This window comes from Cecembia lonarensis LW9 (assembly GCF_000298295.1).
Taxonomy (GTDB): domain Bacteria; phylum Bacteroidota; class Bacteroidia; order Cytophagales; family Cyclobacteriaceae; genus Cecembia; species Cecembia lonarensis.
Window position 1 is genome coordinate 25,917 of record NZ_AMGM01000006.1, and the last position, 20,760, is coordinate 46,676.

Annotated in this window: 19 protein-coding genes; 4 read left to right on the plus strand and 15 right to left on the minus strand. The window is 40.0% G+C overall.

All coding sequences use genetic code 11. The annotated features are described in order from the left end of the window. Window positions 1–9: 9 nt before the first annotated feature. The 3 genes from B879_RS03090 to B879_RS03100 are packed head-to-tail and all read right to left on the minus strand — an operon-like array spanning window position 10 to window position 1,988. Entirely contained in the window at window positions 10–612 is a 603-nt protein-coding gene (locus tag B879_RS03090; protein ID WP_040400169.1) for a TIGR04282 family arsenosugar biosynthesis glycosyltransferase, read from the minus strand. Beyond that, window positions 613–1,656, minus strand: coding sequence for an arsenosugar biosynthesis radical SAM (seleno)protein ArsS (gene arsS, locus B879_RS03095; RefSeq protein ID WP_009183683.1), 1,044 nt, complete (start codon window positions 1,654–1,656; stop codon window positions 613–615). Then, window positions 1,656–1,988, minus strand: a complete 333-nt coding sequence (locus B879_RS03100; protein WP_009183684.1) for an arsenosugar biosynthesis-associated peroxidase-like protein — start codon at window positions 1,986–1,988, stop codon at window positions 1,656–1,658. Before B879_RS03100 ends, arsS begins: the two co-directional genes overlap by 1 nt. 284 nt (window positions 1,989–2,272) lie before the next feature. Here B879_RS03100 and B879_RS03110 point away from each other — a divergent pair, with 284 nt between their 5' ends. Continuing rightward, window positions 2,273–3,664: an MATE family efflux transporter gene (locus tag B879_RS03110; protein ID WP_009183685.1), complete on the plus strand. Its 1,392-nt coding sequence runs from the start codon at window positions 2,273–2,275 to the stop codon at window positions 3,662–3,664. A 51-nt stretch (window positions 3,665–3,715) separates the two neighbouring features. Further along, complete coding sequence (locus tag B879_RS03115; RefSeq protein ID WP_009183686.1) at window positions 3,716–4,738, plus strand: DUF21 domain-containing protein; 1,023 nt, start codon at window positions 3,716–3,718, stop codon at window positions 4,736–4,738. A gap of 3 nt (window positions 4,739–4,741) precedes the next feature. Here the strand turns inward: B879_RS03115 and B879_RS03120 are convergent, their stop codons facing one another. The 4 genes from B879_RS03120 to B879_RS03135 are packed head-to-tail and all read right to left on the minus strand — an operon-like array spanning window position 4,742 to window position 8,048. Continuing rightward, window positions 4,742–5,530 (minus strand): L-fucose dehydrogenase, encoded by a 789-nt coding sequence (locus B879_RS03120; protein ID WP_009183687.1) that lies wholly within the window; start codon window positions 5,528–5,530, stop codon window positions 4,742–4,744. Window positions 5,531–5,541: 11 nt separating this feature from the next. Further along, complete coding sequence (locus tag B879_RS03125) at window positions 5,542–6,372, minus strand: amidohydrolase family protein (protein WP_009183688.1); 831 nt, start codon at window positions 6,370–6,372, stop codon at window positions 5,542–5,544. Between the two features lie 9 nt (window positions 6,373–6,381). Next, window positions 6,382–7,239 carry a fumarylacetoacetate hydrolase family protein gene (locus B879_RS03130; protein WP_009183689.1) on the minus strand — a complete coding sequence of 286 codons (858 nt, stop codon included), beginning with the start codon at window positions 7,237–7,239 and terminating at the stop codon, window positions 6,382–6,384. Window positions 7,240–7,286: 47 nt separating this feature from the next. After that, complete coding sequence (locus B879_RS03135) at window positions 7,287–8,048, minus strand: SDR family NAD(P)-dependent oxidoreductase (RefSeq protein WP_009183690.1); 762 nt, start codon at window positions 8,046–8,048, stop codon at window positions 7,287–7,289. 310 nt (window positions 8,049–8,358) lie between these two features. On the opposite strand from B879_RS03135, the gene B879_RS03140 reads away from it, so the two are divergent. Continuing rightward, window positions 8,359–9,234 (plus strand): AraC family transcriptional regulator, encoded by an 876-nt coding sequence (locus B879_RS03140; protein ID WP_009183691.1) that lies wholly within the window; start codon window positions 8,359–8,361, stop codon window positions 9,232–9,234. 100 nt (window positions 9,235–9,334) lie between these two features. On the opposite strand, the gene B879_RS03145 is transcribed toward B879_RS03140, so the two are convergent. Together B879_RS03145 and B879_RS23130 are read right to left on the minus strand one after the other, a co-directional pair. Further along, window positions 9,335–10,375 (minus strand): PorP/SprF family type IX secretion system membrane protein, encoded by a 1,041-nt coding sequence (locus tag B879_RS03145; RefSeq protein WP_009183692.1) that lies wholly within the window; start codon window positions 10,373–10,375, stop codon window positions 9,335–9,337. A 1-nt stretch (window position 10,376) separates the two neighbouring features. Next, window positions 10,377–12,776 carry a T9SS type B sorting domain-containing protein gene (locus B879_RS23130; RefSeq protein ID WP_009183693.1) on the minus strand — a complete coding sequence of 800 codons (2,400 nt, stop codon included), beginning with the start codon at window positions 12,774–12,776 and terminating at the stop codon, window positions 10,377–10,379. A gap of 377 nt (window positions 12,777–13,153) precedes the next feature. Here B879_RS23130 and B879_RS22570 point away from each other — a divergent pair, with 377 nt between their 5' ends. Continuing rightward, window positions 13,154–13,312 (plus strand): hypothetical protein, encoded by a 159-nt coding sequence (locus tag B879_RS22570; protein WP_009183694.1) that lies wholly within the window; start codon window positions 13,154–13,156, stop codon window positions 13,310–13,312. A 104-nt stretch (window positions 13,313–13,416) separates the two neighbouring features. Here the strand turns inward: B879_RS22570 and B879_RS03160 are convergent, their stop codons facing one another. The 6 genes from B879_RS03160 to B879_RS21725 form a co-directional block, all read right to left on the minus strand. Next, window positions 13,417–14,487, minus strand: coding sequence for a Gfo/Idh/MocA family protein (locus tag B879_RS03160; protein ID WP_009183695.1), 1,071 nt, complete (start codon window positions 14,485–14,487; stop codon window positions 13,417–13,419). Window position 14,488: 1 nt separating this feature from the next. Further along, window positions 14,489–15,079, minus strand: coding sequence for a peptidylprolyl isomerase (locus tag B879_RS03165; RefSeq protein ID WP_009183696.1), 591 nt, complete (start codon window positions 15,077–15,079; stop codon window positions 14,489–14,491). A gap of 32 nt (window positions 15,080–15,111) precedes the next feature. After that, window positions 15,112–15,528, minus strand: coding sequence for a response regulator (locus tag B879_RS03170; protein WP_009183697.1), 417 nt, complete (start codon window positions 15,526–15,528; stop codon window positions 15,112–15,114). After that, window positions 15,518–16,543 (minus strand): PAS domain S-box protein, encoded by a 1,026-nt coding sequence (locus B879_RS03175; RefSeq protein ID WP_009183698.1) that lies wholly within the window; start codon window positions 16,541–16,543, stop codon window positions 15,518–15,520. Before B879_RS03175 ends, B879_RS03170 begins: the two co-directional genes overlap by 11 nt. Before the next feature lie 181 nt (window positions 16,544–16,724). Beyond that, window positions 16,725–18,710, minus strand: a complete 1,986-nt coding sequence (locus B879_RS03180; RefSeq protein WP_009183699.1) for an ATP-binding protein — start codon at window positions 18,708–18,710, stop codon at window positions 16,725–16,727. 6 nt (window positions 18,711–18,716) lie between these two features. Then, entirely contained in the window at window positions 18,717–20,747 is a 2,031-nt protein-coding gene (locus B879_RS21725; RefSeq protein ID WP_009183700.1) for an ATP-binding protein, read from the minus strand. Between the last annotated feature and the right edge of the window lie 13 nt (window positions 20,748–20,760).

The window sequence follows — 20,760 nt, forward strand, 5'->3', positions numbered from 1 at the left end:
AAGTGTTATTTAGCGGAGATAGTTTTCCCAATCTTCGGCAGTATCAATGTCTGATAGTATTGTTATTAATTCGTATGATATTTGTTTTGAATTCAGGTAATCCAGGGATAATGCCAATACTTTTTCAGTACTCCAGGGAATTCCATCAAAAAGCCCTTCATGGATTTTTTTAAAGCCCAAGAGGTAATATCCACCATCTTGAGCCGGACCAAAAACCACTTCATGTTCTTCCAGCTTTTCCATGGCTTCATTCAGGATTTTTGTACAGATATCCGGACAATCAGTGCCAATAATTAAAACTTTGTTATAACCTTCCCTAAATACCTCCTTAAAAGCCAAGCGCATTTTTTCTCCCAAATCCTTTCCCTGTTGCAGACGTAGCTGTAAACCACCTTCTAAAGGGAGCCAATTGACTGTTTCTATGAAGTCCGAGAAAAACAAAAAAACATCTTGTCCCTTGAGCTGAGATAAAACTTTGTGGGTGCTTTTTACCAGAAATTGGTAAATCTCTAGCGCTCTCTCCTCTCCCAAATCAGTCGCAATCCTGGTTTTCACCTTGCCTTTTACTGCATTTTTTTGGAAGACAATAATGGCGTTTTTTGATGGTTTCATTTAGGCAGTGGCTCCTCCGCAACTCGATCCTGCCCCAGCTGTACAGCCGTAGCAGTGTTGGTTGATGACAATTTCTCTATTGTTCAGCTTTTGCTGATTCCAGTCTCTGATGTGCTGACTTTCGCGGCAGGATACCTTGAGTTCGAGCATTTGGTTGAAATCACAATCATACAGATAGCCATCCCAACCTACGGAAATGGTATTCCTGCACATCACATTGGCAGCAGCAGAAGGGTTGTAGGCTTCAATCAGTTTCTCCATATAGACCTCATAGTTGCCACTTCTGATCAAGTACTCCAAAAATCTGCTGATGGGCAGGTTGGTGATGGTGAAAAGTGAGTTAAAGACGATTCCGTATGGATTGGCCAAACGCTTTTTGAACTCTGCTTCCAGGCCTTCTTGCGATCCGGGCAAGAATGCTCCTGCAGGATTGTAAACCAAGTTGAGGATTAATCCTGAATTTTCTTGCCCATAGCCCACTTCGTTCAGCATTTTGAGTGCTTTGATTGATTTTTCAAAAACACCATCACCCCGTTGTGCATCTGTTTTCATGGCAGTGAAGTAGGGAAGAGAAGACACTACCTCAATGTTGTGTTTCTTGAAAAATTCTGGTAAGTCATGGAATTTCGGGTTGGCCAATATGATCGTCAGGTTACAACGCACAATAATCTTGGCCTGCGGTTTGATTTTTCTGATTGCCTCTACCAACCAACGGAAATCAGGATTCATTTCCGGTGCTCCTCCTGTGAGATCAATGGTAGTTATTTCCTGGTTTTTCAAGACTTCCAGACAATCCTGCATGATTTCTCTGCTCATGATTTCCTTTCTGTCCGGCCCAGCATCCACATGGCAGTGTTTGCACACTTGGTTACACATCTTACCCAAATTGAGTTGCAGAATTTCTATTTGTGTAGGTTTAAGTGGATAAAGCCCCGATTCGGTCAGTTTTTCCGAGAAAGGGATTCCCGTTTCCGGGGATTCCAGTAAGTCTAACTCGTAACGGCTGTTCGAAAGGGGGTGGTTTTGAGCTTTTAAAGATTTCATTACATGGAAATTTCTTTGACTTTGTTCATCATTTGGGTGCTGTGCACCAGTGAAGCCCCACCTCTGATGGCAGCAGCAACATGAACCGCCTCCATCATCTGCTCTTCATCGCATCCTTTTTCCATGCTGTCGACGGTGTAAGCATCTATGCAGTAAGGACATTGTACAGCATGTGCTACAGCCAGAGCAATGAGGGACTTTTCTCTTGCTGTTAAGGCGCCCTCTTTGAATACTTCGCCATAATAATCAAAGAATTTATCCGCCATGGATTTTTGGAATTCTCCAATTTTTCCAAACTTTTTCAAATCTTCCGGATCGTAGTAAGTCTTCATGCTATTCAATGTTTCAGGTTTAATCGTATGTTTTAAATTTCAAGATAAGGAAATTGTTTTCATTTTTTTCGTTTTCTGCCAAGCGTTTCAATGTCCAAACGAAAGATTATTTTTCTTTCACTTTGGTAAATTAATTGTAATCAACAGCTTAAGGTTAGTAGAATTTGGATTTTTTTGCCAAATTTGTCCTGTTATGAAGTCATGAATTTTTACGCCCGGCATTTCAAGTTCTTTTAAGAGCTTTTGAATTGGTATCAATTAACCCTTATTGATAATAATTGCTCATGACTTTCAAAAATTTCATTCAACATTTCAGAAGAGCTGTCCTAGGTCTTGAAGCTGAGTTTACGAGTATCAGTATTAGAAAAGCTATTTTTTACCTTTCTGTTCCCATGATTCTAGAGATGGTCATGGAATCTCTTTTTGCAGTGGTGGATATTTTCTTTGTCGGTAAATTGGGGATTTATGCGGTGGCAACGGTTGGCTTGACAGAATCGGTACTGACTATCATTTATTCCATTGCTATTGGTTTAAGTATGGCAGCAACGGCCATCGTCGCGCGAAGGATCGGAGAAAAGAAGCCTGCTGCAGCATCAGCTGCCGCTTTTCAGGCCATTGTGGTCTGTTCCTTTTTTGCCATAGCTGTGGCGGTTCTTGGGGTAATCTATGCCAAAGACTTATTGAAAGTAATGGGGGGTGAAGCCGAGTTGATAGCATCAGGTTACCGTTATACCCAGATTATTTTTGGTGGGAATGTTTGCGTGATGTTGCTATTTCTGATCAATGGAATTTTCCGTGGTGCCGGAAATGCGGCCGTCGCCATGAGGGCACTTTGGATTGCCAATGGATTCAATATAATTTTGGATCCCATCTTGATATTTGGGTTGGGACCTATCCCCGCCATGGGTTTGGAAGGGGCGGCTTGGGCTACCACCACGGGTCGGGGAATAGGTGTCCTCTATCAATTTTACATCTTGTTAAATGGCAAATCCTTAATCAAATTCTATTGGAGAAATTTAACCATGAATGCCAAGACGGTTTGGACCATTCTCAAAGTAGCCTCAGGAGGAATGGGGCAATTTTTGATTGAGTCGGCCTCATGGATTTTTTTGATGCGCATCATATCCGAATCAGGTTCAGTAGCTTTGGCAGGGTATACCATTGCTGTTCGGCTCATCATCTTTGCTCTACTTCCTGGTTGGGGATTGTCCAATGCAGCAGCGACTTTGGTTGGTCAGAATTTAGGAGCTTTGCAGCCGGGAAGGGCGGAGCGTTCAGCTTGGTTGGCAGCACATATTACTGCTGTATTCTTGGGTTTTTGTTCTATCGTCTTTATTGCGGGAGCAGGGTTTTTTATTGGAATCTTCAATGAAGATCAGGGCGTGGTAGAAATTGGGACCCTTGGCCTTACCATCATTTGTTTGGGTTATGTTTTCTTCGCCTATGGCATGGTCATGAGTCAGTCATTGAATGGGGCTGGAGATACCCGAACCCCTACCATCATTAACTTGGCTGTTTTGTGGGGATTTCAGATTCCCTTGGCTTACCTTCTGGCCAATTATTGGGAAATGGGTGCCGTGGGAGTCTTCATTGCCATTGCCATTAGCCATTCTCTACACGCTGTGGTCAGTACCTTGGTATTTAAAAGGGGAAAATGGAAACTGGTACAGGTGTAAAAAGATTGGGAAGTCTTATTTTTTGATTTTATCTTTCCATAAAAGCATCTTATGGAATCAATTTGGATTTGGCTGGGTATTTTGTTCTGTATTTCCCAATCTGCCACTTTTTCGGGACTTAATATAGCCTTGTTTAGTCTTAGCCGGCTTCGTTTGGAAGTAGCCGCTGACGATGGCGATATGTTGGCTGTTAATGTACTTGATCTGAGAAGAGATGCCAATTACACGCTAGCCACTATTTTATGGGGCAATGTCAGCATCAACGTATTACTGACCCTGTTGGCCGAATCTGTTTTGTTAGGACTTGGGGCATTTTTATTTTCTACCATTGTCATCACTTTTGCCGGAGAGATCTTTCCACAAGCCTATTTTACCAGGAATGCACTAAAAATTGGTGCTGCTTTGGCTCCATTATTAAAGTTTTACAAGTTAGTCTTTTGGCCGGTAGCCAAACCTTCTGGTTGGTTATTGGATAAACTGGTTGGCCAGGAACCAATCCCCTGGATGCGGGAAAACGAACTGGAAAATTTATTGAAATATCAAGCGAAGACTGCCACTACAGAGTTGAGTCGTTTGGAGGCTAGGGGAGCAGTTAATTTTTTGAGATTGGACGATTTGCCAGCCAAGGAAGAGGGGGAAGAAATTGATCTGCTCAGCATCATAACATTACCTTTCAATGGAACAAAGCCCATCTTCCCTGTAATTAAAAAGAGTTCAAAAGATCCTTTTTTGAGGCAATTGGGTGCTTCGGGTAAAAAATGGGGTATTATACTTGAGGAAGAGACCGGTTTTCCAAAGAAAGTCATCAATATTCCAGCTTTTATCAATGCTTTTCTTCTTTGGGATAAGGATGTGAATCCTTGGGATTACTGTCATATTCCCTTGGTTTCTACTGATGAGGAATTGCCTCTGGGAAAGATTTTAGAGAGTTGGGAGGTCAAACCTGAGGGGCCGGAAGATGATGTTATTGATGAGGATATTGCTTTACTTTGGACAGAACAACACAAGAGAATCATTTCAGGCTCTGATATTTTGGGAAGGCTTATGCGTAAAATTGCCCAAGAGGTTAGATGAAAATCAAGAATTACCGATGGCCCTGTCCAAATGCGTATATCCTCCGTCTACAAAAATCCATTGCCCTGTGGTATGGGAAGATTTTTCAGAAAGTAGAAAAACCACCATATGAGCGATCTCTTCAGCACTTGTCATTCTGTTTTCCAAAGGAATCCTGGAAGTGATTTTTTGGAGTTGGGCCTGAGGGTTCTCAAAGCTGTCCAGCCATTTTCGGTAAAGTGGCGTCATGACCTCTGCCGGGATGACGGCATTCACACGGATACCATAGGGGAGGAGTTCTACTGCCCATTCTCTGGTGAGCGATAGTTGGGCCCCTTTGGCAGCAGTATAGCCACTTGTATTGCCCTGACCGGTTACTGCAGTTTTGCTACTGATATTGACAATACTTCCTTTGCTTTTTTTAAGGTAGGGTAGTGCATAATGGACAAGGTCATAATAATGCCCTAAATTGCTTAACAGGGATTTTCTAAAATCTTCAGGGTTTCCTTTTTCAAGCCCTACACCATCATTGGCCCCTGCATTGTTTACGATGCCATCAATCTTGCCACATTGATCAATGGCAAATGCGACAGCTGCTTTAGCATGTTCTGATTCAGTCAATCTTTGGGGAAAGTGGAAGGCCTTTTGCTTTTTTTTATCTAATTCATCCAGCAGGTTAACAGCTTCTGTTAAGGAAGGATCGATCATAACTGGGATGCCGCCTTCTTCTGCAATGGTTTTGCTAATAGCGGCACCTATGCCTTTGCTTCCTCCGGAAACCAAAAATACCTTGTCCTTCAAATTCAAATCCATGTCTTTAGTAATTATTCTCCAATGCCATAAAACCTTTGTGCATTTGCTCCGAAAATGCCTACTTGCTCTGAATGGGGAAATTCACTGTAGTAATTGTACACCAAGTCGAAAACTTCATTATAACTGCCTGCTAGCAAGCATACCGGCCAATCGCTTCCATAAACCAGTCTTTTGGTTCCAAAGACTTCGGTAACAGTGTCTAGGCAGGGGATAAAATCAGCTTGCTTCCAATTTTTCCAATCTGCTTCTGTTACCATACCCGAAACTTTGCAATATACTTGTTCCAATTCAGCAATTTTTTGGATGCCTTCCGACCATTTTTCAAATTCACCGTTTTTGATATTAGGCTTGGCGAGGTGATCGATAATGAATGGTTGGTCTGGAAACCTGACGATCATTTCATAGGCTTTTTCCAAATGCTCAGGGTATATTAAGACATCATAGGTGAATCCATATTTGGACAATTTCCCGATTCCTCTAAGAAATCTTGGATCGTCCATGGCTTCGGGTGGTAAGGTTTGAAGGATTTTTCTAAAGCCGGCCAATTTCTTTTCGGATGCATATAATTCCAATTGTGCATCAATATCCTCTGCATTCAAATCTACCCAACCCACTACTTTCTTTATCCAGGGATTCTGTTCTGCTAGTTCCAGAAGATACCGGGTCTCATGTGGGGATTGATCTGCCTGTACGGCAATACAGCCATCAATTTGTTTTTTGTCCAGTTCTGGTTTAAGGTCTTGGGGAAGAAAATCCTTTCTAATGACCTGCATACCATCATTTATCCAAGCATCTCTAATAGGGTCAAATTTCCAAAAATGCTGATGGGCATCAATCCTCATACACTCCTATTAAAGTTTTTCAAAGTTTTTGGCTTCTTGCCGGGCTTCACCCAGGCCATCAATTCCCAATTCTACCACATCGCCGTGTTGCAGGTATTTTGGTGGCTTCAGGCCCAGCCCCACGCCAGAAGGCGTACCGGTGGATATGATGTCTCCCGGAAGCAAAGTCATGTATTGGCTGATATAGGACACCAAGGTTGGAATATCAAAAACCAGGTCAGAGGTATTGCTATCCTGCATCATTTGCCCGTTGATTTTAAGCCAAAGTCTAAGCTCATGTGGGTCTCCGATTTCATCTTTAGTCACTAAATAGGGTCCCAAAGGAGCAAAATGATCAGCACTTTTCCCTTTTACCCATTGTCCTCCATGGTGCAATTGAAAGTCTCTTTCACTGACGTCATTGTGTAGGCAATAACCTGCTACGTGATCCATAGCATTTTCTTTTTCAACATAACTTGCCTTTTCTCCTATGACTACAGCCAATTCGACTTCCCAATCCGTTTTGGTGGAATTTTTGGGAATGATGATGGGGTCATTGGGGCCACAAAGGGAAGATGTAGCTTTCATGAAGAGTATGGGAACTTCAGGGAGAGGCATATTACTCTCTTTGGCATGCAAGGAATAGTTTAAGCCTACACAAATGATTTTTGAAGGCCTTTTTATGGGGGAACCCAACCGGATTGAGTTTGGGATTTCAGGAAGTTGAGGGGCTTCCTGCTGCAGCCACTTTGCTAACTTGGTGATGCCTCCTGATCCAAAAAACTCCTCAGACCAGTCTTCTCCAAAGCTGGAGCAATCCAAACGTTTTCCGCTGATTTCTACCCCTGGTTTTTCCTTTCCTTGTTTTCCAAATCTTATTAATTTCATTTTTACAGACTTAATTTTTTAAATTTTATGAATCTATGTTTGAAGCCCTATGCTTTAAGGCCTAAGAAGCCACCGTCAATATTGAAATTACTTCCTGTTATAAAGCTTGCATCGTCTGATGCAAGGTAATATACCATGGCAGCTATTTCTTCCGGTTTCCCCATTCTCCCAATGGGTTGGGTAGCAGCCAATTTGGCAAACATTTCTTTTTCCTGCCCAGGATAGTTTTTGGCTAAAAATCCATCAACAAAAGGCGTATGTACCCTTCCAGGTGAAATACAGTTGCAGCGAATATGTTCTGAAACATAATCTCTTGCAATGGAGAGGGTCATAGAAAGTACTGCGCCTTTGGTCATGGAATAAGCAAATCTATCAGCAAGTCCCATAGTGGCAGCTACAGAGCACATATTAATAATACTTCCTCCACCATTGGTTTTTAGCTTTTTGATGGCAGCATTTGAACAGGTGTAGATTCCTTTGACATTAACTTGAAAGAGGCGTTCAAAATCGTCTTCGGAAGTTTCCTCCAAATTACCCACATGGGAAATGCCTGCATTGTTTATCAGTGTGTCTATTTTGTCAGGGATCTGATCGAAAGCCGTTCTAACACTGTTGAAATCTGATACATCGGTTTGGATAAACTGTATGTTGCCACCGTCTTTTTTCAATGTGGAAGCTACATCATTCCCGGCATTTGAATTATAATCTAAAAAAATGGTTTGATGGCCTTTTTTGGCAAAAAGTTGCGTGATAGCCAAGCCTATCCCGCTGGCACCACCTGTGATAACCACTGTTTTTTCTTTTTTCATGCCTTCATTTTTTGTTTTATTGCTTTTGGTTTAGTCGTATCGAATCTAATTAAAATTTCATCAACTTTTCTCATTAATAATAATTTGGTCCATCAGTTTTTTTGATTTCTATATGATCGTTGAAGCTTTTCTATTGTGGTGAAAACTTTCCTCCTCTGCATCATCTATGACTGATATAGGGTCATCCTCGAATCTTGTATAGATCGCAATTTCCTGAAAAATGTTACTGCTTTCTACCTACATTTAATGTATTTTACATATTATTTTAGCATTATTGTTCAATAAAAATTAAAATTCTGCAAAATTAGGTATGAAAGCAAAGTTACTGGAAAGAAGAAACCCTTTTGATAAATCCTTTGTATCAGCGATTCATACATTTCCTCATTTCCTAAACATATGGCATTATCACCCTGAGATTGAACTGGTATATATTGTCAGTTCTCAGGGTACAAGGTTTATTGGAGACAGTATTGCTCCATTTGAACCTGGTCAATTGGTTATGATAGGGGAGAAATTACCCCATCTTTGGCAGAATGATCCAGCATATTTTGAAAAGGGAGCAGGTTTGCGGGCTGAAGCCATTACCCTGCATTTCAAAAAGGATTTTGCAGGCGTATTCTTCTTGGAAATGCCCGAAATGAAGGCTGTCCAAGATTTGTTCCAAAAAGCAGATCAGGGGATTTTATTTCCTCATGCAGTAGCAGAAAAAGTTAAGGAGAAAATGTTTGCCATTCATCGAATGGAGGGTTTCTCCAGGCTGATGTTGTTTTTGGACTTACTTCATGATTTGGCTACAAGGAAAGATTATATACCAATCAGTTCCAATGGCTTTGTGCATCCAAAAGAACGAAGCGGAGATTTACGCATTGACAAGGTTTATTCCTTTACTTTTTCTAATTTCAGAAAGAATATCAGTTTAGAAGAAGTCGCTGATGTAGCCAACTTGAATCCAACTGCATTTTGTCGGTTTTTTAAAAAGCACACCAATAAAAATTACTCTCGGTTTCTCAATGAAATCAGGATTGGTTATGCCTGCAAACTCTTGCTGGAAGAAAAATTAAACATATCGGAGGTAGGTTACGAGTCGGGATTTAATAACCTGTCCAACTTCAATAGGCAGTTTAAAAGTTTGACGGGCATTTCGCCAAGCATGTATTTGAAAAAGCACGAAAGGAATAAGATATAAAAGGAGCAGGAATCTTCACTACATCAACAAATTGAATTGCAGTTGAAAAAATGTTAGCTACATGGAAGATTGCCTGCTCCGAAAAATTACTTCAAAAATTTTACCAGATTAAAGTACCGGCCTCACTGTTAACCCCTCCCTTTCTGAATAGAAAGAAGGAGACCATAAATTCATGGGTAGGATTAGGAATCAGGTATGAACTTGTGACAGGTATTTCATAAGCATACCCAAACCTGATATTGGACATTAAGAACCCAAAATGGTAGCTATTGGCATAATTGGCCCTATGCCCAACGCCCAACCAGAATTTATCCATTGCCATTAATTTGACATTCATTTCTAAATTATAAGGTAAATCATGTTGTATTCTATACATCATGTTGGTAAGTACTGTGATCTTTGAAGAAAGGGCTTGTCTGAAACCAGTCTGAAAAATGCTTACAAACGGCCTTTCTTTAATGAAGGCATCACCTCTGTATACCCTTCCTCTGGCTATATTCTGAAGGCCATAGGAGAAGTAATAATTTTGATGGGTGAAAGCCATGCCTGCGTTAAAGTCCATCACCTGCAAGGTGGCAAATTGATTCAGGTAAGCATTGACCGTTGGATCATTGGCCTGTTCCGTGGTGAGATTGTTGCCGTCAAGTCTAATGTGATGATAATTGGCGGCAATACCCAGACGCAAATTCGTGCTTCGGGAAATCCTAACCCTGGCCCCATAGCTTGCCAACATTTCTGTTTGTCGAAATGGTCCAAAATTATCCTGGATCACATGCAAACCTGCTGCTGTATTTCCCAGTAAAGCAGCATTTTCCACTGCATTGATCTCCATAGGGTCTAATTCCGCTGATAGAAAAAATGACTGGGGAGCTCCTTCAAAGCCTGTCCACTGATTTCTTACGAGTCCTCGAACTACTGATCCTTCATAGCCTGTTAGCGCAGGGTTGAAATAACTTTGCAGTTGGTTAAATTGACCAAAATATTTTCTGGTTTGAGCCAGAGACCCGCCTGCAGTAAATAAGAAAAGAAAAACAGTAAGGTACAAGCCAATCACATTTTTACCAAAAGGTATATTGGAGAATAAGCATCTTGATTTCTTCTCCACTGTTTTACCCACAATACTATTTGTAAACCATTTCATCTTACTGCCGTCTTAGTAGGTTCAAAATCCCTTTTCTAGATGCTTCATTGTCATCTACTTCTATTACATAGTAGTAGGAATCAATTGGGAGAGGTTTTCCCAAATATGTTCCATCCCATCGTTTGCTTGGGTCTTCAGTAAAAAACACCCTTAAGCCACCTCGCTCGTAAATGTGTAGTCTTACAGCGTTGAATATTTGTAAAACCGGCAAACCCCAATCGTCATTGATATTATCCCCATCAGGGGTAAAGGTATTGGGTATCTCCATTTCCATTAAAAGATTGGTCAGTCTTCTGCTGATGATAAATTCCTTGGTGAAAATATTTCCTTCTCTGTCAATGACTGTAACCACAATCGTAAACTCATTTTTACCAGGAATCAACTCATTGTTGTTCCAGTACAACTGCCCGTCGATGATGGTGAAGAGGTCATTGTCTGCCACTCCCGGCGCTAATTCCAAAATATGCACATCATCTAGTGGGTCAATTACTGTAAAGTCACCAATCAGGATAGGTGTACTGCTATCATTTTGATTGAAGAAATCATTACTTAATATCAAGTCCAGTGGTGGGTCTTTTGGAAGTACCAATACTGTAATAGTTGGCAGGTTTTCAAAGACTGCCTCCCAACTTTGAGGGAGTTGTACCGTGCCAGTAAGTATGTAAGGACCGCTTTGATAAGGGTCATAGCCTTCTTGGCTCCAAATTATCGGGAAGGTGAAAGTTTCACCACTTTCAGTAATTACCACAATTTCAGTCGGTAGACCGATTTGGTCAAATGTTGTTCCCCAAGGAACTTCGATCATGTCGAAATCAATGAAATCCACGACTAAAGTTGGTTCCAGTTCGTTGACAGAACAACCATATTCATCTACTTCTTCTCCCTCCGGAGTGTTCGGACATAAGTCTAGGTGGTCTGGAACACCGTCTCCATCAGTATCTATCTGGTCTTTAGAACAACCGTTTTCGTCAACCTCTTCACCTTCAGGTGTATCCGGACACTGGTCGAGGTAATCAGGTATGCCATCCCCGTCCGTATCTATCTGGTCTCTTGAGCAGCCATTTTCATCCACTTCTTCTCCTTCAGGTGTATCCGGGCACTGGTCCAGGTAATCAGGTACGCCATCCCCGTCCGTATCTATCTGGTCTCTTGAGCAGCCATTTTCATCCACTTCTTCTCCTTCAGGTGTATCGGGACACTGGTCGAGGTAATCAGGTACGCCATCCCCATCCGTATCTATCTGGTCTCTTGAGCAGCCATTTTCGTCTACCTCTTCCCCTTCAGGAGTATCGGGACATTGATCAAATTCATCTGGTACCCCATCCCCATCAGAATCTAAAGGTTCAGATTCATTATTATCATCATCCCCAGTATCGCTATCATCAGACCCATCGTCATTTCCATTATCTCCATCCTCTGAGCCGTCACTGTCTCCATTGTCGCCGTCATCCCCAGTATCGCTATCATCAGCCCCATCGTCATTTCCATTATCTCCATCCTCTGAGCCGTCACTGTCTCCATTGTCTCCATCATCCCCAGTATCACCATCATCAGCCCCATCGTCATTTCCATTATCTCCATCCTCTGAGCCGTCACTGTCTCCATTGTCTCCATCATCCCCAGTATCACCATCATCAGACCCATCATCATTTCCATTATCTCCATCCTCTGAGCCGTCACTGTCTCCATTGTCGCCGTCATCCTCAGTATCGCCATCATCAGACCCATCGTCATTTCCATTACCTCCATCCTCTGAGCCGTCATCAGATCCATCATCATCACCATCACTTGGGTTTTCAGGTTGCTCATCTTCTAAGGGACAACCAAATTCATCTACGATTGTGCCGGGAGGGGTTCCAGGACAAAAATCTAAGTAATTTGGAACCCCATCGCCATCGTCATCCCTGAGGGCTGCGGCACAAGCATCTTCATCAAAAAGTGGACTGCTTTCATCGCACTCTGGAATATCCCAGTTGGATGTCCGGTAATTTTCACCAGTCGGTTTGTTTCTGGTAACAAAAATTTGATAAACGATCTCTGAGCCAGTTTGATTTCTAACTTCCACAGATAGTTTATTCTCTCCCGGGTTTAAAAATATTTTTCCAGTTGCAGATCCGCTTGCAACGTTTTTACCGTTGATAAAAATCCTAGAATTGGGATCAGATGCAAAAGGAGTCAAATTGATATAAAAAGTATGGAAGTCAAGGTTAACCCTATATGTAGTCACATTAGGGTTAAACCTTGGCTCCAACCTACCTTCATTAAGTTGAAGGTTGCTCAGTCCAGCCTCATTGGAAAAAGTCAAAAAATAACTTCGGTCTATTCCAAAAGAATACAATCCATTGCTGGAAACCAGAAAAATAATTAGACAGAGTGTAAAACCCCGAATATATTGATACATAAAGTCTTTCATTTTTTAAAGGATCTAATGGAAAACCGTTGTTGTTGATGTAAGTAGCTGTGGTAAAATTCTCAAAAAAAATCAACAAACAAAAAATAAATTTTTGTCATAATGTTGAAAAACCAAAGAATATTCTATGATTTAATTTTTTTTGGTGACGAAATGCAAAAAAAAATGTGCACAAATTTTTGAAATTTTTTAAGTTTTTTCTTCAAATCATACAAAAACAGCGATTTGTTTGATGTTTGGAAGATTAATGGTGACTCTGGTTAGGTTGTAAGCTTTACAAAAAGGTGAACTTTTTTATCGTCAAATGTTTAATCTGGCATTTAAATTGTCCTTTCATACCCATATGAATACAAAACTTTATTTTGGATATGTTTAGAAAAAGATATGGTTTATTAAGCTTATTGGTAGTTGTACTTTTAGGCAGTTGTTTGTCTGATAGCGCTGATGATGAGCAGTTGGATTCTGTAAACAATGGGGATGCTGTTTTCAAATTTGCCTGTTCCAAGTTCTTCATCAGAACCTTTTGATATTCGTCCACCTTCTAATGTTCCTGCTCCTCAATTTACCGCAGCAAAATGATCAAACCTCCCATCTTGATTTGATTCAAGATGGGATGTTCGTTTTTCTGTGATTACAGTTTCACCGTTTTTCCAGTTTTGACGGATTCATCACAGGCGAAAGCTATTTTTAAACTATTCAGTGCATCTTCCAAATGATCTGTCAGGTCAAGATCTTCTTTTATGGCTTTCAAAAAATACCTTTGCTCTCGGTTACATAATTCCTGATGATCAGGCTCATCTGTCATATCTATCCAAAGATCTTCTTTAGAAAAATTGTTTTTATCGTCCAGATCAGCATAATGAACTTTTATGCTTTCAGTTTTGGTATGGGAATCTACATCATCTGATTTACCGGCCGCACCGGCAGATTTTGCCACGATAGAGACAGCCCCTTTTGGTCCAAAAACATCCTTGATAAAAAAGGCATTATCAGAAATCATCGGGCCCCAGCCTGCTTCATACCAGCCCACTGAGCCATCCTCAAAGCGGATTTGTAACTGTCCATAGTTGTAGTTATTCTCAGAAATTTCTTCAGTCAATCTTGCACCAATGGCTGAAACGCTCAATGGCTTGGACCTTGTCATTTGACACATGACATCTATGTAATGTACACCACAGTCTACAATCGGGCTAAGGCTTTTCATTAAATTGCGGTGCACATCCCACATGAAACCATGGCTTTGTTGGTTCAGGTTCATCCGCATAACCAATGGCTTACCTAATTTTTGGGCTTCTTCAATAAATTTTTCCCAGGAAGGGTGGTGCCTTAAAATATAACCTACAACTACCTTTTTTCCCGTCTCTTGGGCCTTGGAAATGATTTTTTCTGAGCCTGAAACAGTATCAGCAAGGGGCTTTTCTATAAAAATATGACAGCCCATCGCTAATGATTGCAGCGCTATTTCCTCATGCGTATCTGGGTAAGTAGAAATGCATACGGCATCCGGTTTGGTATCCTCAAGGGCCTTAATGTAGTCCTCAAACAAAGGATAGCTTGCATTCAGCTTTTCATTAAGTTTATTTTTGCTGTCTCCTCTTGAGACTAGCCCGCAAATTTCAAAGTCAGGAATTTGATGGTAGGCCGCTGCGTGAGATGCTCCCATGTTGCCACAACCAATAACCAATACCCGGATTTTTTTCATGTTAATTTCTATTTAAACTATAGGTGAATTCTTCAAATTCTTTTTGATCCATATAAATAATGGAAACCTTCAAAGTTATGGGATTATGAGGGGCATCTTTTTGATCTCTGCCTACAGCAACTATTCTATCGACAATATCCATCCCTTTGATTACCTGCCCAAAGACTGTATAATCCCCATCCAAACGGTGGAGGCCTTCAGGATTTTGAACAATATAAAATTGACATCTGGCAGAAAGCTTATCTGGGTTATCATCCCTTCCAGCACCAACAGCACCATAAACATGTTTGAGGTTTGGATGGAATTCCGGTTTCAATAAATATTCCGGATCTGTAAAACCTTCCTCTGTGTCAGGGCATCCACCTTGCGCTACAAAGTTTGGGATTACCCTGTTAAAGGTGAGGGAGTCCCAGTAACCTGCAGCAGCTAATTCAATAAAACTATTTTTATGCTGAGGAGTTTCCTCATGTAATTCGATGTAGATATTGCCCATTGGTGTTTCAATTAGGCCTACAGGTATTTTATCTCCTTTCGAATTGAAATCAATTTGAAAAAAAGCCAATACAAAATGTAATAAGGTTAAACTGATCATTTGATTTTTGCCTGATGAGAGATCAGTTGAAATTAAAAATTTTTTGATTGGGATACCAGGTCTTCAATTTTTTTTAATTTCAAAATGGACTTAAAGCTGCTTTCATCTACCGGTTTTTCTAGGAACTTGATCACCTCCCGATATTCGGCGGCTTTGTTTTTGTCAAATTGGTTGATAGATGAAGTGATAATTGCAACATAAAAATCAATATTTTTACCGCTACTCCTCAGTTTATCCATAAATTTCCAGGCGTTGATTTCAGGCATGTGGATATCAAGTAAAATCAAGAATGCTGCAGGTTCCTGATTGATAGAAAAAATATAATCCAAAGCTTCACTTGGCTTGGTGAAAATAGAGGGCTTGGGGTTTAATCCTGATTTAATCGTCAACCTTTGGTAGATCATCAATAGGATTTCCTCATCATCAACTATCAGTACTTCAAATCTCATCTAAATTGATCTGTTCAGTTTTAAGCGTAATTTCCCTGATGATGTTATCCAGTTCATTGGCTGAAGATAATATCAATTGATTCAACTCGGAAGCCTCTAATGGCAATTCTTCGTGTTCTCCAGATTCTATCAGATGGATCAGACCCATTAGTCTAGCAAGGGGGGCCCTCACGATGTGAGATTGAATCCAGGCAATTTCTTTTAACTTGACATTTTGTTTTTCAATAGCATCTGTATAACGTTTTCTAAAAGTGATGTCATTTGCCAAAACTAAAAAAGCGCCCTTTCCCTTATATTCCAAATAGCTGTATCTGATTTCCACAAATATGATCTCACCGGATTTCTTTTGATGTCTAAAGGTTGTTCCAGTACTATAAATTCCTTTTTTCCTTTCCCTTAAAGCAAGTTCCTTTTGCAATATTTCTAGGTCTTCTTCCGGTCGAATGTCCCTTAAGGTCAACTTCATGAATTCATCATAGGTATATCCGTACTGAAGTATAGCAGCTTCATTGACATCCAAAAATTTTAAAGTATCTGGGTCATACACCCATTTGGGTACTGGCGAAAGCTGGAAAAGGTTTCTGTATCTCTTTTCCGAATCTTCCAATTGCTTATATACTTTTTTCCTTTCAATACTGTAGACAATGCTTTTATATAAGATGGAAGGAGTCAGATCATCTTTTAAAAGGTAGTCAGCAGTACCCAATTGGGCAGATAATCGGCTAAATTCAATGTCTGAATAACCTGTTAGAATAATGACAGGAACATCTCCAGCTTTTTCCATGATGGCTTCTAGGAGTTCCTTCCCTTTTTTTTCAGGAAGGGATAAGTCCAAAAGTATTACATCATAAAGGCTTTGCTTACCCTCCAAGGCAAGAAGGGCTTCAGAAAAATCACAAGCTTCCTTGATCTTGGGAAGCAGGATAGATTCTTCTAGATAAGTAGTGATGAGTAGCCGGTCTCCTCCATTATCTTCAATCAGTAAAATGGAATAGGGAGTGGTGTCTTTAATCATTTTAATTTATTCCTTAAAGGGCAGAGAATTTAATAGTTTTAAATTTGAAATGATAATTTTCTCAATAATTTTTTTGAATACGTTATTTTTGGATCTGTAATTTAAAAAATGTTAATAATTAACATAAATTATTTTTATGTTTTAAGTTGATCTGATCTTTCAAAATGCCTGATGGAAGATTTCAAGTTGGTTTTTTTATGCTAAAACTAAAGCATGTCCCTTGCTTGGGTTCCGAAGAAAGGGAGATTGTGCCCTCATGGTTTTCCACTATCTTTTTACAAATTGACAAACCTAAGCCTGTTCCTGAAGACTTATCCTGAGAATAAAGTCTTTCAAAAACCTGAAAGACTTTGTCATGAAACTCTTTTGGAATGCCTATACCGTTGTCAGACACATTGAAAAACCAGTAATCCTCATCCTCGTGCCAGTTTATGTGTATAATTGGCGTTTCAAGTTCTGATTTGTATTTGATGGCATTGCTGATGAGATTTTGAAATAGTTGACGAATGGATACTTGTGCAGCAAAAATTTCAGGAAGAGCGCTGTAAAGTATTTTGGCATTTGATTCCCTGATTTCTGCTTTAAGAAGGAATTTAACTTCTTTCAGTGTTTCATTGAGGGAAAATCGCTCTTTGTGACCCATATTTTCTGCCTTGCTGTATTCCAACAAATCCAATATGATTTGTTTGAGTTGTTCGGAACCTTTAATGGCATAATGTATGTACTGTTTGCCTTTTGCATCCAGCAAGTTTTCATACTTACGCTCAATAAGTTTTAAAAAACTTCTTATCATCCTCAAAGGTTCCTGTAGATCCTGAGAGGCTTTGAAGGCAAATTGTTCTAATTCTGCGTTGGAAATTTCCAAATCCCGTGCTCTCTTTTCAAGCTCTTGCCCCATTTTTTCCAGATTTTTACGGGCCATAACCGTTTCGGTAACATCCTGTCCGGCCCCAATCAATCGCACTGCCTTGCCATTTTTATCACGGATTACTACCCCTTTATCCAATACATAGGCGTAGGTTCCATCACTTTTTTTAAAGCGGAATTGATTTTTCCAATAATTGTTATCCGATTCAAGCAAAGTTTTTAATTTTTTCAGAACATCGTCTAAGTCTTCCGGGTGAATATGTTCGTTCCAAAAATCATTGTTATCTGTATATTTATTCCTTGAGTGGCCGAAAAGTTTTTCAAAATTTTCCGATCTGTAAACAAAACCCGTGTTCAAATTCCAATCCCATAAGGCATCTGATGTTGCCAGCGTCGCATAATAAAAGCGCTCGTTGCTTTTTCTGAGTTTTCTGGTTTGTCTATTTATTTTTTTGCGTAGAAGGGATGGTAAGTGGGCCAAGTACCAAGCTATAAAGCCTAAAATTGTAGCTAAGACCAGACGTAGAATTGCAGCCAGGTAAACTGTTTCGAAGGCTTTACTTTTTTTGAGTTGCACGGATAGTGTCCAGTCCCCTATATCCATTAAAACTGATTCGCTATCGCCAGAGTAAGTTTCATTTGACCTGGGTAAAAACTTTTCCTCTTCGGCGCTATCGGGCTTGATTTTGGATAATTGAAAATGAAACTTTTTGTCCATATCTTCTGTGATGCCCATCATTTCTTCAAATTTTTCCATTCGGATGATAGAGGCAGCATATCCCCAGAACTCTCCTGCTTTTGTAATGGGGTATCTCCCTACTATTCCCCGCCCCCCTTGTGTCAACTCTAAGGGGCCTGCAAAATGGATGTTATCTTTGGTTTTGGCGATTAATGCTTCCTGCCTTCCCACAGTCTGCATGATGTCCATTCCCAAGACCACCTCATTACCTTCAAAAGGATAAACAGCTACAATCACACCCTGTTCCAAAAGCTGTATGGCATCAATATAAGGTTGGTTTTTTAGCATCTCCTTCCCAATCTCATCGAAGTTGTTTAAAGTACCATAATTTTCTTCCAAAAAGGCCAGTGTACGTGTTGCGGCAAATGCATAGTTAAGGCCAGAACTGATGTTCCTTTCAACAGTATTCAGGATTTCTCTGGTTTCTATTTCTTCTTTGGAAAGGATTAATTGATAATCCTTTAGGGTGATAAATTGCGTTAATAGAAAAGTGATTAAAAACCCTAGAACACCAGTGATTTTTGGAAACCTGTAAAATATTTTGAAAATTGGTTTTAGCATTTCTGATTATTTGGGAATGGTAAAGTGAACTTGAGTTCCCTCATTCTTTTCAGAATTTATCCAAATCTTTCCCCCAAGGTTTTCAATTATCTTTTTGCAAAGGCTTAAGCCCATGCCCGACCCTTCAATTTCTTCTCTAGGATGTAACCTCTGGAAAAGGTTGAATACTTTATTATGGTATGCTTTAGCAATTCCCATTCCATTATCGGAGACGATGAATTCCCAATGTTGGTCTTTCTCCAGCGCCCGAATATGGATTTTTGGTGGTACGCTTTTCTTTTTGTATTTGATGCCATTCCCTACTAGGTTGAGAAAAACTTGTCTTATGGGTATTTTTTGAAGGTTTAAGGTGGGTAATTCCTCATGTTTGACCTCCGCTTCACTTTCTTCTATTGTTTTTCCCAAAAGTGTATGAATTTCTTCCATCAGTACATTTAAATCAACCTTTTCCTTTGGGATTTCATGTCTACCAGCCCTTGAATATTCCAATAAATCCATAATGATGGATTTCATTCTTTTGGCACCATCTACAGCATAATAAATGTACTGCCTTCCTTTCTCATCCAAAAGGGGCGTGTATTTTTTCTCTAGCAAGGTCAAAAAACTGGAAATCATTCTCAAAGGTTCCTGAAGATCGTGGGAGGCCACATAGGCAAATTGTTCCAGTTCCTGATTGGAAAAACTTAGGTCAGCTATGGTTTTATTTAACCGACCATTGACAGACATTAGTTCATCCAAGTGGGCTTTCCGCTGCGCGGCAATAGAAATATTGGAGGCTATGGACTGTAAGAAAGCGATTTCTTCTTCTGTCCATATGCGCTCCTCATGGCAGGCATCGCATCCTACAAACCCAATGAATTTTCCCTTTAGAAAAATAGGAATGACTATGAAGGATAAAATGTCCTGTTCCGCAAAAATTTCTTTGGTTGCACCTGTAAGTTCTTTTGTCAAGCAAAAAAATGGTTTTTGGTTAATAGCCAAATTCCAAAATTCAGGGTGTTGCCTAAGTTCAAGCGCTTGGAATTCTTGATTTTCGAGCTGTACACTGACTCTTCCATTGGTCCATTCTGAGATTTGTCGGGAAAATAATTTTTCAGGTAATTCGGGGTTTTGGAAGTTTTCAAAGTAGTAAACCCGGTCGGCTTGAATGGTTTGTCCGATTTTTTCTAAGCAGAAGGGTAAAACGCTTCCCCATTCTTCATTGGCAAATAAGCTTTGGGAAATTTCCGTTATTGCCCCTAAAAGTTTGCTTCTATAGGTGAGCGTTTGTTCCCGTATTTTTTCTTCTGTGATGTCTCTTGAAATTCCAACCAGCCCAACGACCTGGTCATCATGGTTATATAAAGGAACTTTGGTTGTATTGACCCATTTTATATTTCCATGGGCATCGGTAATTTTTTCTTCTTTATTCCAAAGAGAAGATGCTTTATCGACTACCTGGAGATCGTCTTCGTTGTATTGCCTGGCAAGATCTTCAGGAAAGTAATCGAATACCGTTTTTCCAAGGGATTGTTCTTCTGTCTGATCTCCAAGTAAAACTACATTTGCTTTGTTGTTAACGAGAAACTTTCCTTTTGAATCTTTGATGTAGATGTAGTCAGGCAGAATATCGACCAATGTCTTAAGTAAGTTTCTTTCCTCAAAAAGATGCTTGATTTTTATGCTGTCTTCTGTATTATCCCAAACCGTGGAAATCATCAATCGATGCTGATACAAGGGAATGTTCTTGGCGGATATGATCTTTTTCCTACCGGATTTGGTAGCTATTTGAATATTTTTCCAGGCCATTCTTTCCGGGATACCGGATTGGATATCTGATAATATTTTTTTTTTGATATTTTCTCTGTAAGCAGGGTCAGGGTAAACCTTTTCAAAAAAAGAATCAATATCAATCAAGTCCGCAACCGGCCATCCATAAATTTCTGAAAAGCGCTCATTGACAAATAAGGCTTCGCCTGAATCCATATGATTCACGGCCAAACCTAAGGGTAGATGTTCTAAAATTGCCGCAATATTCGCTTTCGCTTCGTTTTCCATCGAATTTGAAAAT

Bases quoted from the DNA above. Each gene is read 5' to 3' on its own strand.
- B879_RS03145 (WP_009183692.1), bottom strand. From the start codon at position 10,375: ATGAAATGGTTTACAAATAGTATTGTGGGTAAAACAGTGGAGAAGAAA.
- B879_RS03120 (WP_009183687.1), bottom strand. From the start codon at position 5,530: ATGGATTTGAATTTGAAGGACAAGGTATTTTTGGTTTCCGGAGGAAGC.
- arsS (WP_009183683.1), bottom strand. From the start codon at position 1,656: ATGAAATCTTTAAAAGCTCAAAACCACCCCCTTTCGAACAGCCGTTAC.
- B879_RS23130 (WP_009183693.1), bottom strand. From the start codon at position 12,776: ATGTATCAATATATTCGGGGTTTTACACTCTGTCTAATTATTTTTCTG.
- B879_RS03165 (WP_009183696.1), bottom strand. From the start codon at position 15,079: ATGATCAGTTTAACCTTATTACATTTTGTATTGGCTTTTTTTCAAATT.
- B879_RS03180 (WP_009183699.1), bottom strand. From the start codon at position 18,710: ATGCTAAAACCAATTTTCAAAATATTTTACAGGTTTCCAAAAATCACT.
- B879_RS03175 (WP_009183698.1), bottom strand. From the start codon at position 16,543: ATGATTAAAGACACCACTCCCTATTCCATTTTACTGATTGAAGATAAT.
- B879_RS03170 (WP_009183697.1), bottom strand. From the start codon at position 15,528: ATGAGATTTGAAGTACTGATAGTTGATGATGAGGAAATCCTATTGATG.
- B879_RS03130 (WP_009183689.1), bottom strand. From the start codon at position 7,239: ATGAAATTAATAAGATTTGGAAAACAAGGAAAGGAAAAACCAGGGGTA.
- B879_RS03100 (WP_009183684.1), bottom strand. From the start codon at position 1,988: ATGAAGACTTACTACGATCCGGAAGATTTGAAAAAGTTTGGAAAAATT.
- B879_RS03135 (WP_009183690.1), bottom strand. From the start codon at position 8,048: ATGAAAAAAGAAAAAACAGTGGTTATCACAGGTGGTGCCAGCGGGATA.
- B879_RS03125 (WP_009183688.1), bottom strand. From the start codon at position 6,372: ATGAGGATTGATGCCCATCAGCATTTTTGGAAATTTGACCCTATTAGA.
- B879_RS03160 (WP_009183695.1), bottom strand. From the start codon at position 14,487: ATGAAAAAAATCCGGGTATTGGTTATTGGTTGTGGCAACATGGGAGCA.
- B879_RS22570 (WP_009183694.1), top strand. From the start codon at position 13,154: ATGTTTAGAAAAAGATATGGTTTATTAAGCTTATTGGTAGTTGTACTT.
- B879_RS03090 (WP_040400169.1), bottom strand. From the start codon at position 612: ATGAAACCATCAAAAAACGCCATTATTGTCTTCCAAAAAAATGCAGTA.
- B879_RS03140 (WP_009183691.1), top strand. From the start codon at position 8,359: ATGAAAGCAAAGTTACTGGAAAGAAGAAACCCTTTTGATAAATCCTTT.
- B879_RS03110 (WP_009183685.1), top strand. From the start codon at position 2,273: ATGACTTTCAAAAATTTCATTCAACATTTCAGAAGAGCTGTCCTAGGT.
- B879_RS03115 (WP_009183686.1), top strand. From the start codon at position 3,716: ATGGAATCAATTTGGATTTGGCTGGGTATTTTGTTCTGTATTTCCCAA.
- B879_RS21725 (WP_009183700.1), bottom strand. From the start codon at position 20,747: ATGGAAAACGAAGCGAAAGCGAATATTGCGGCAATTTTAGAACATCTA.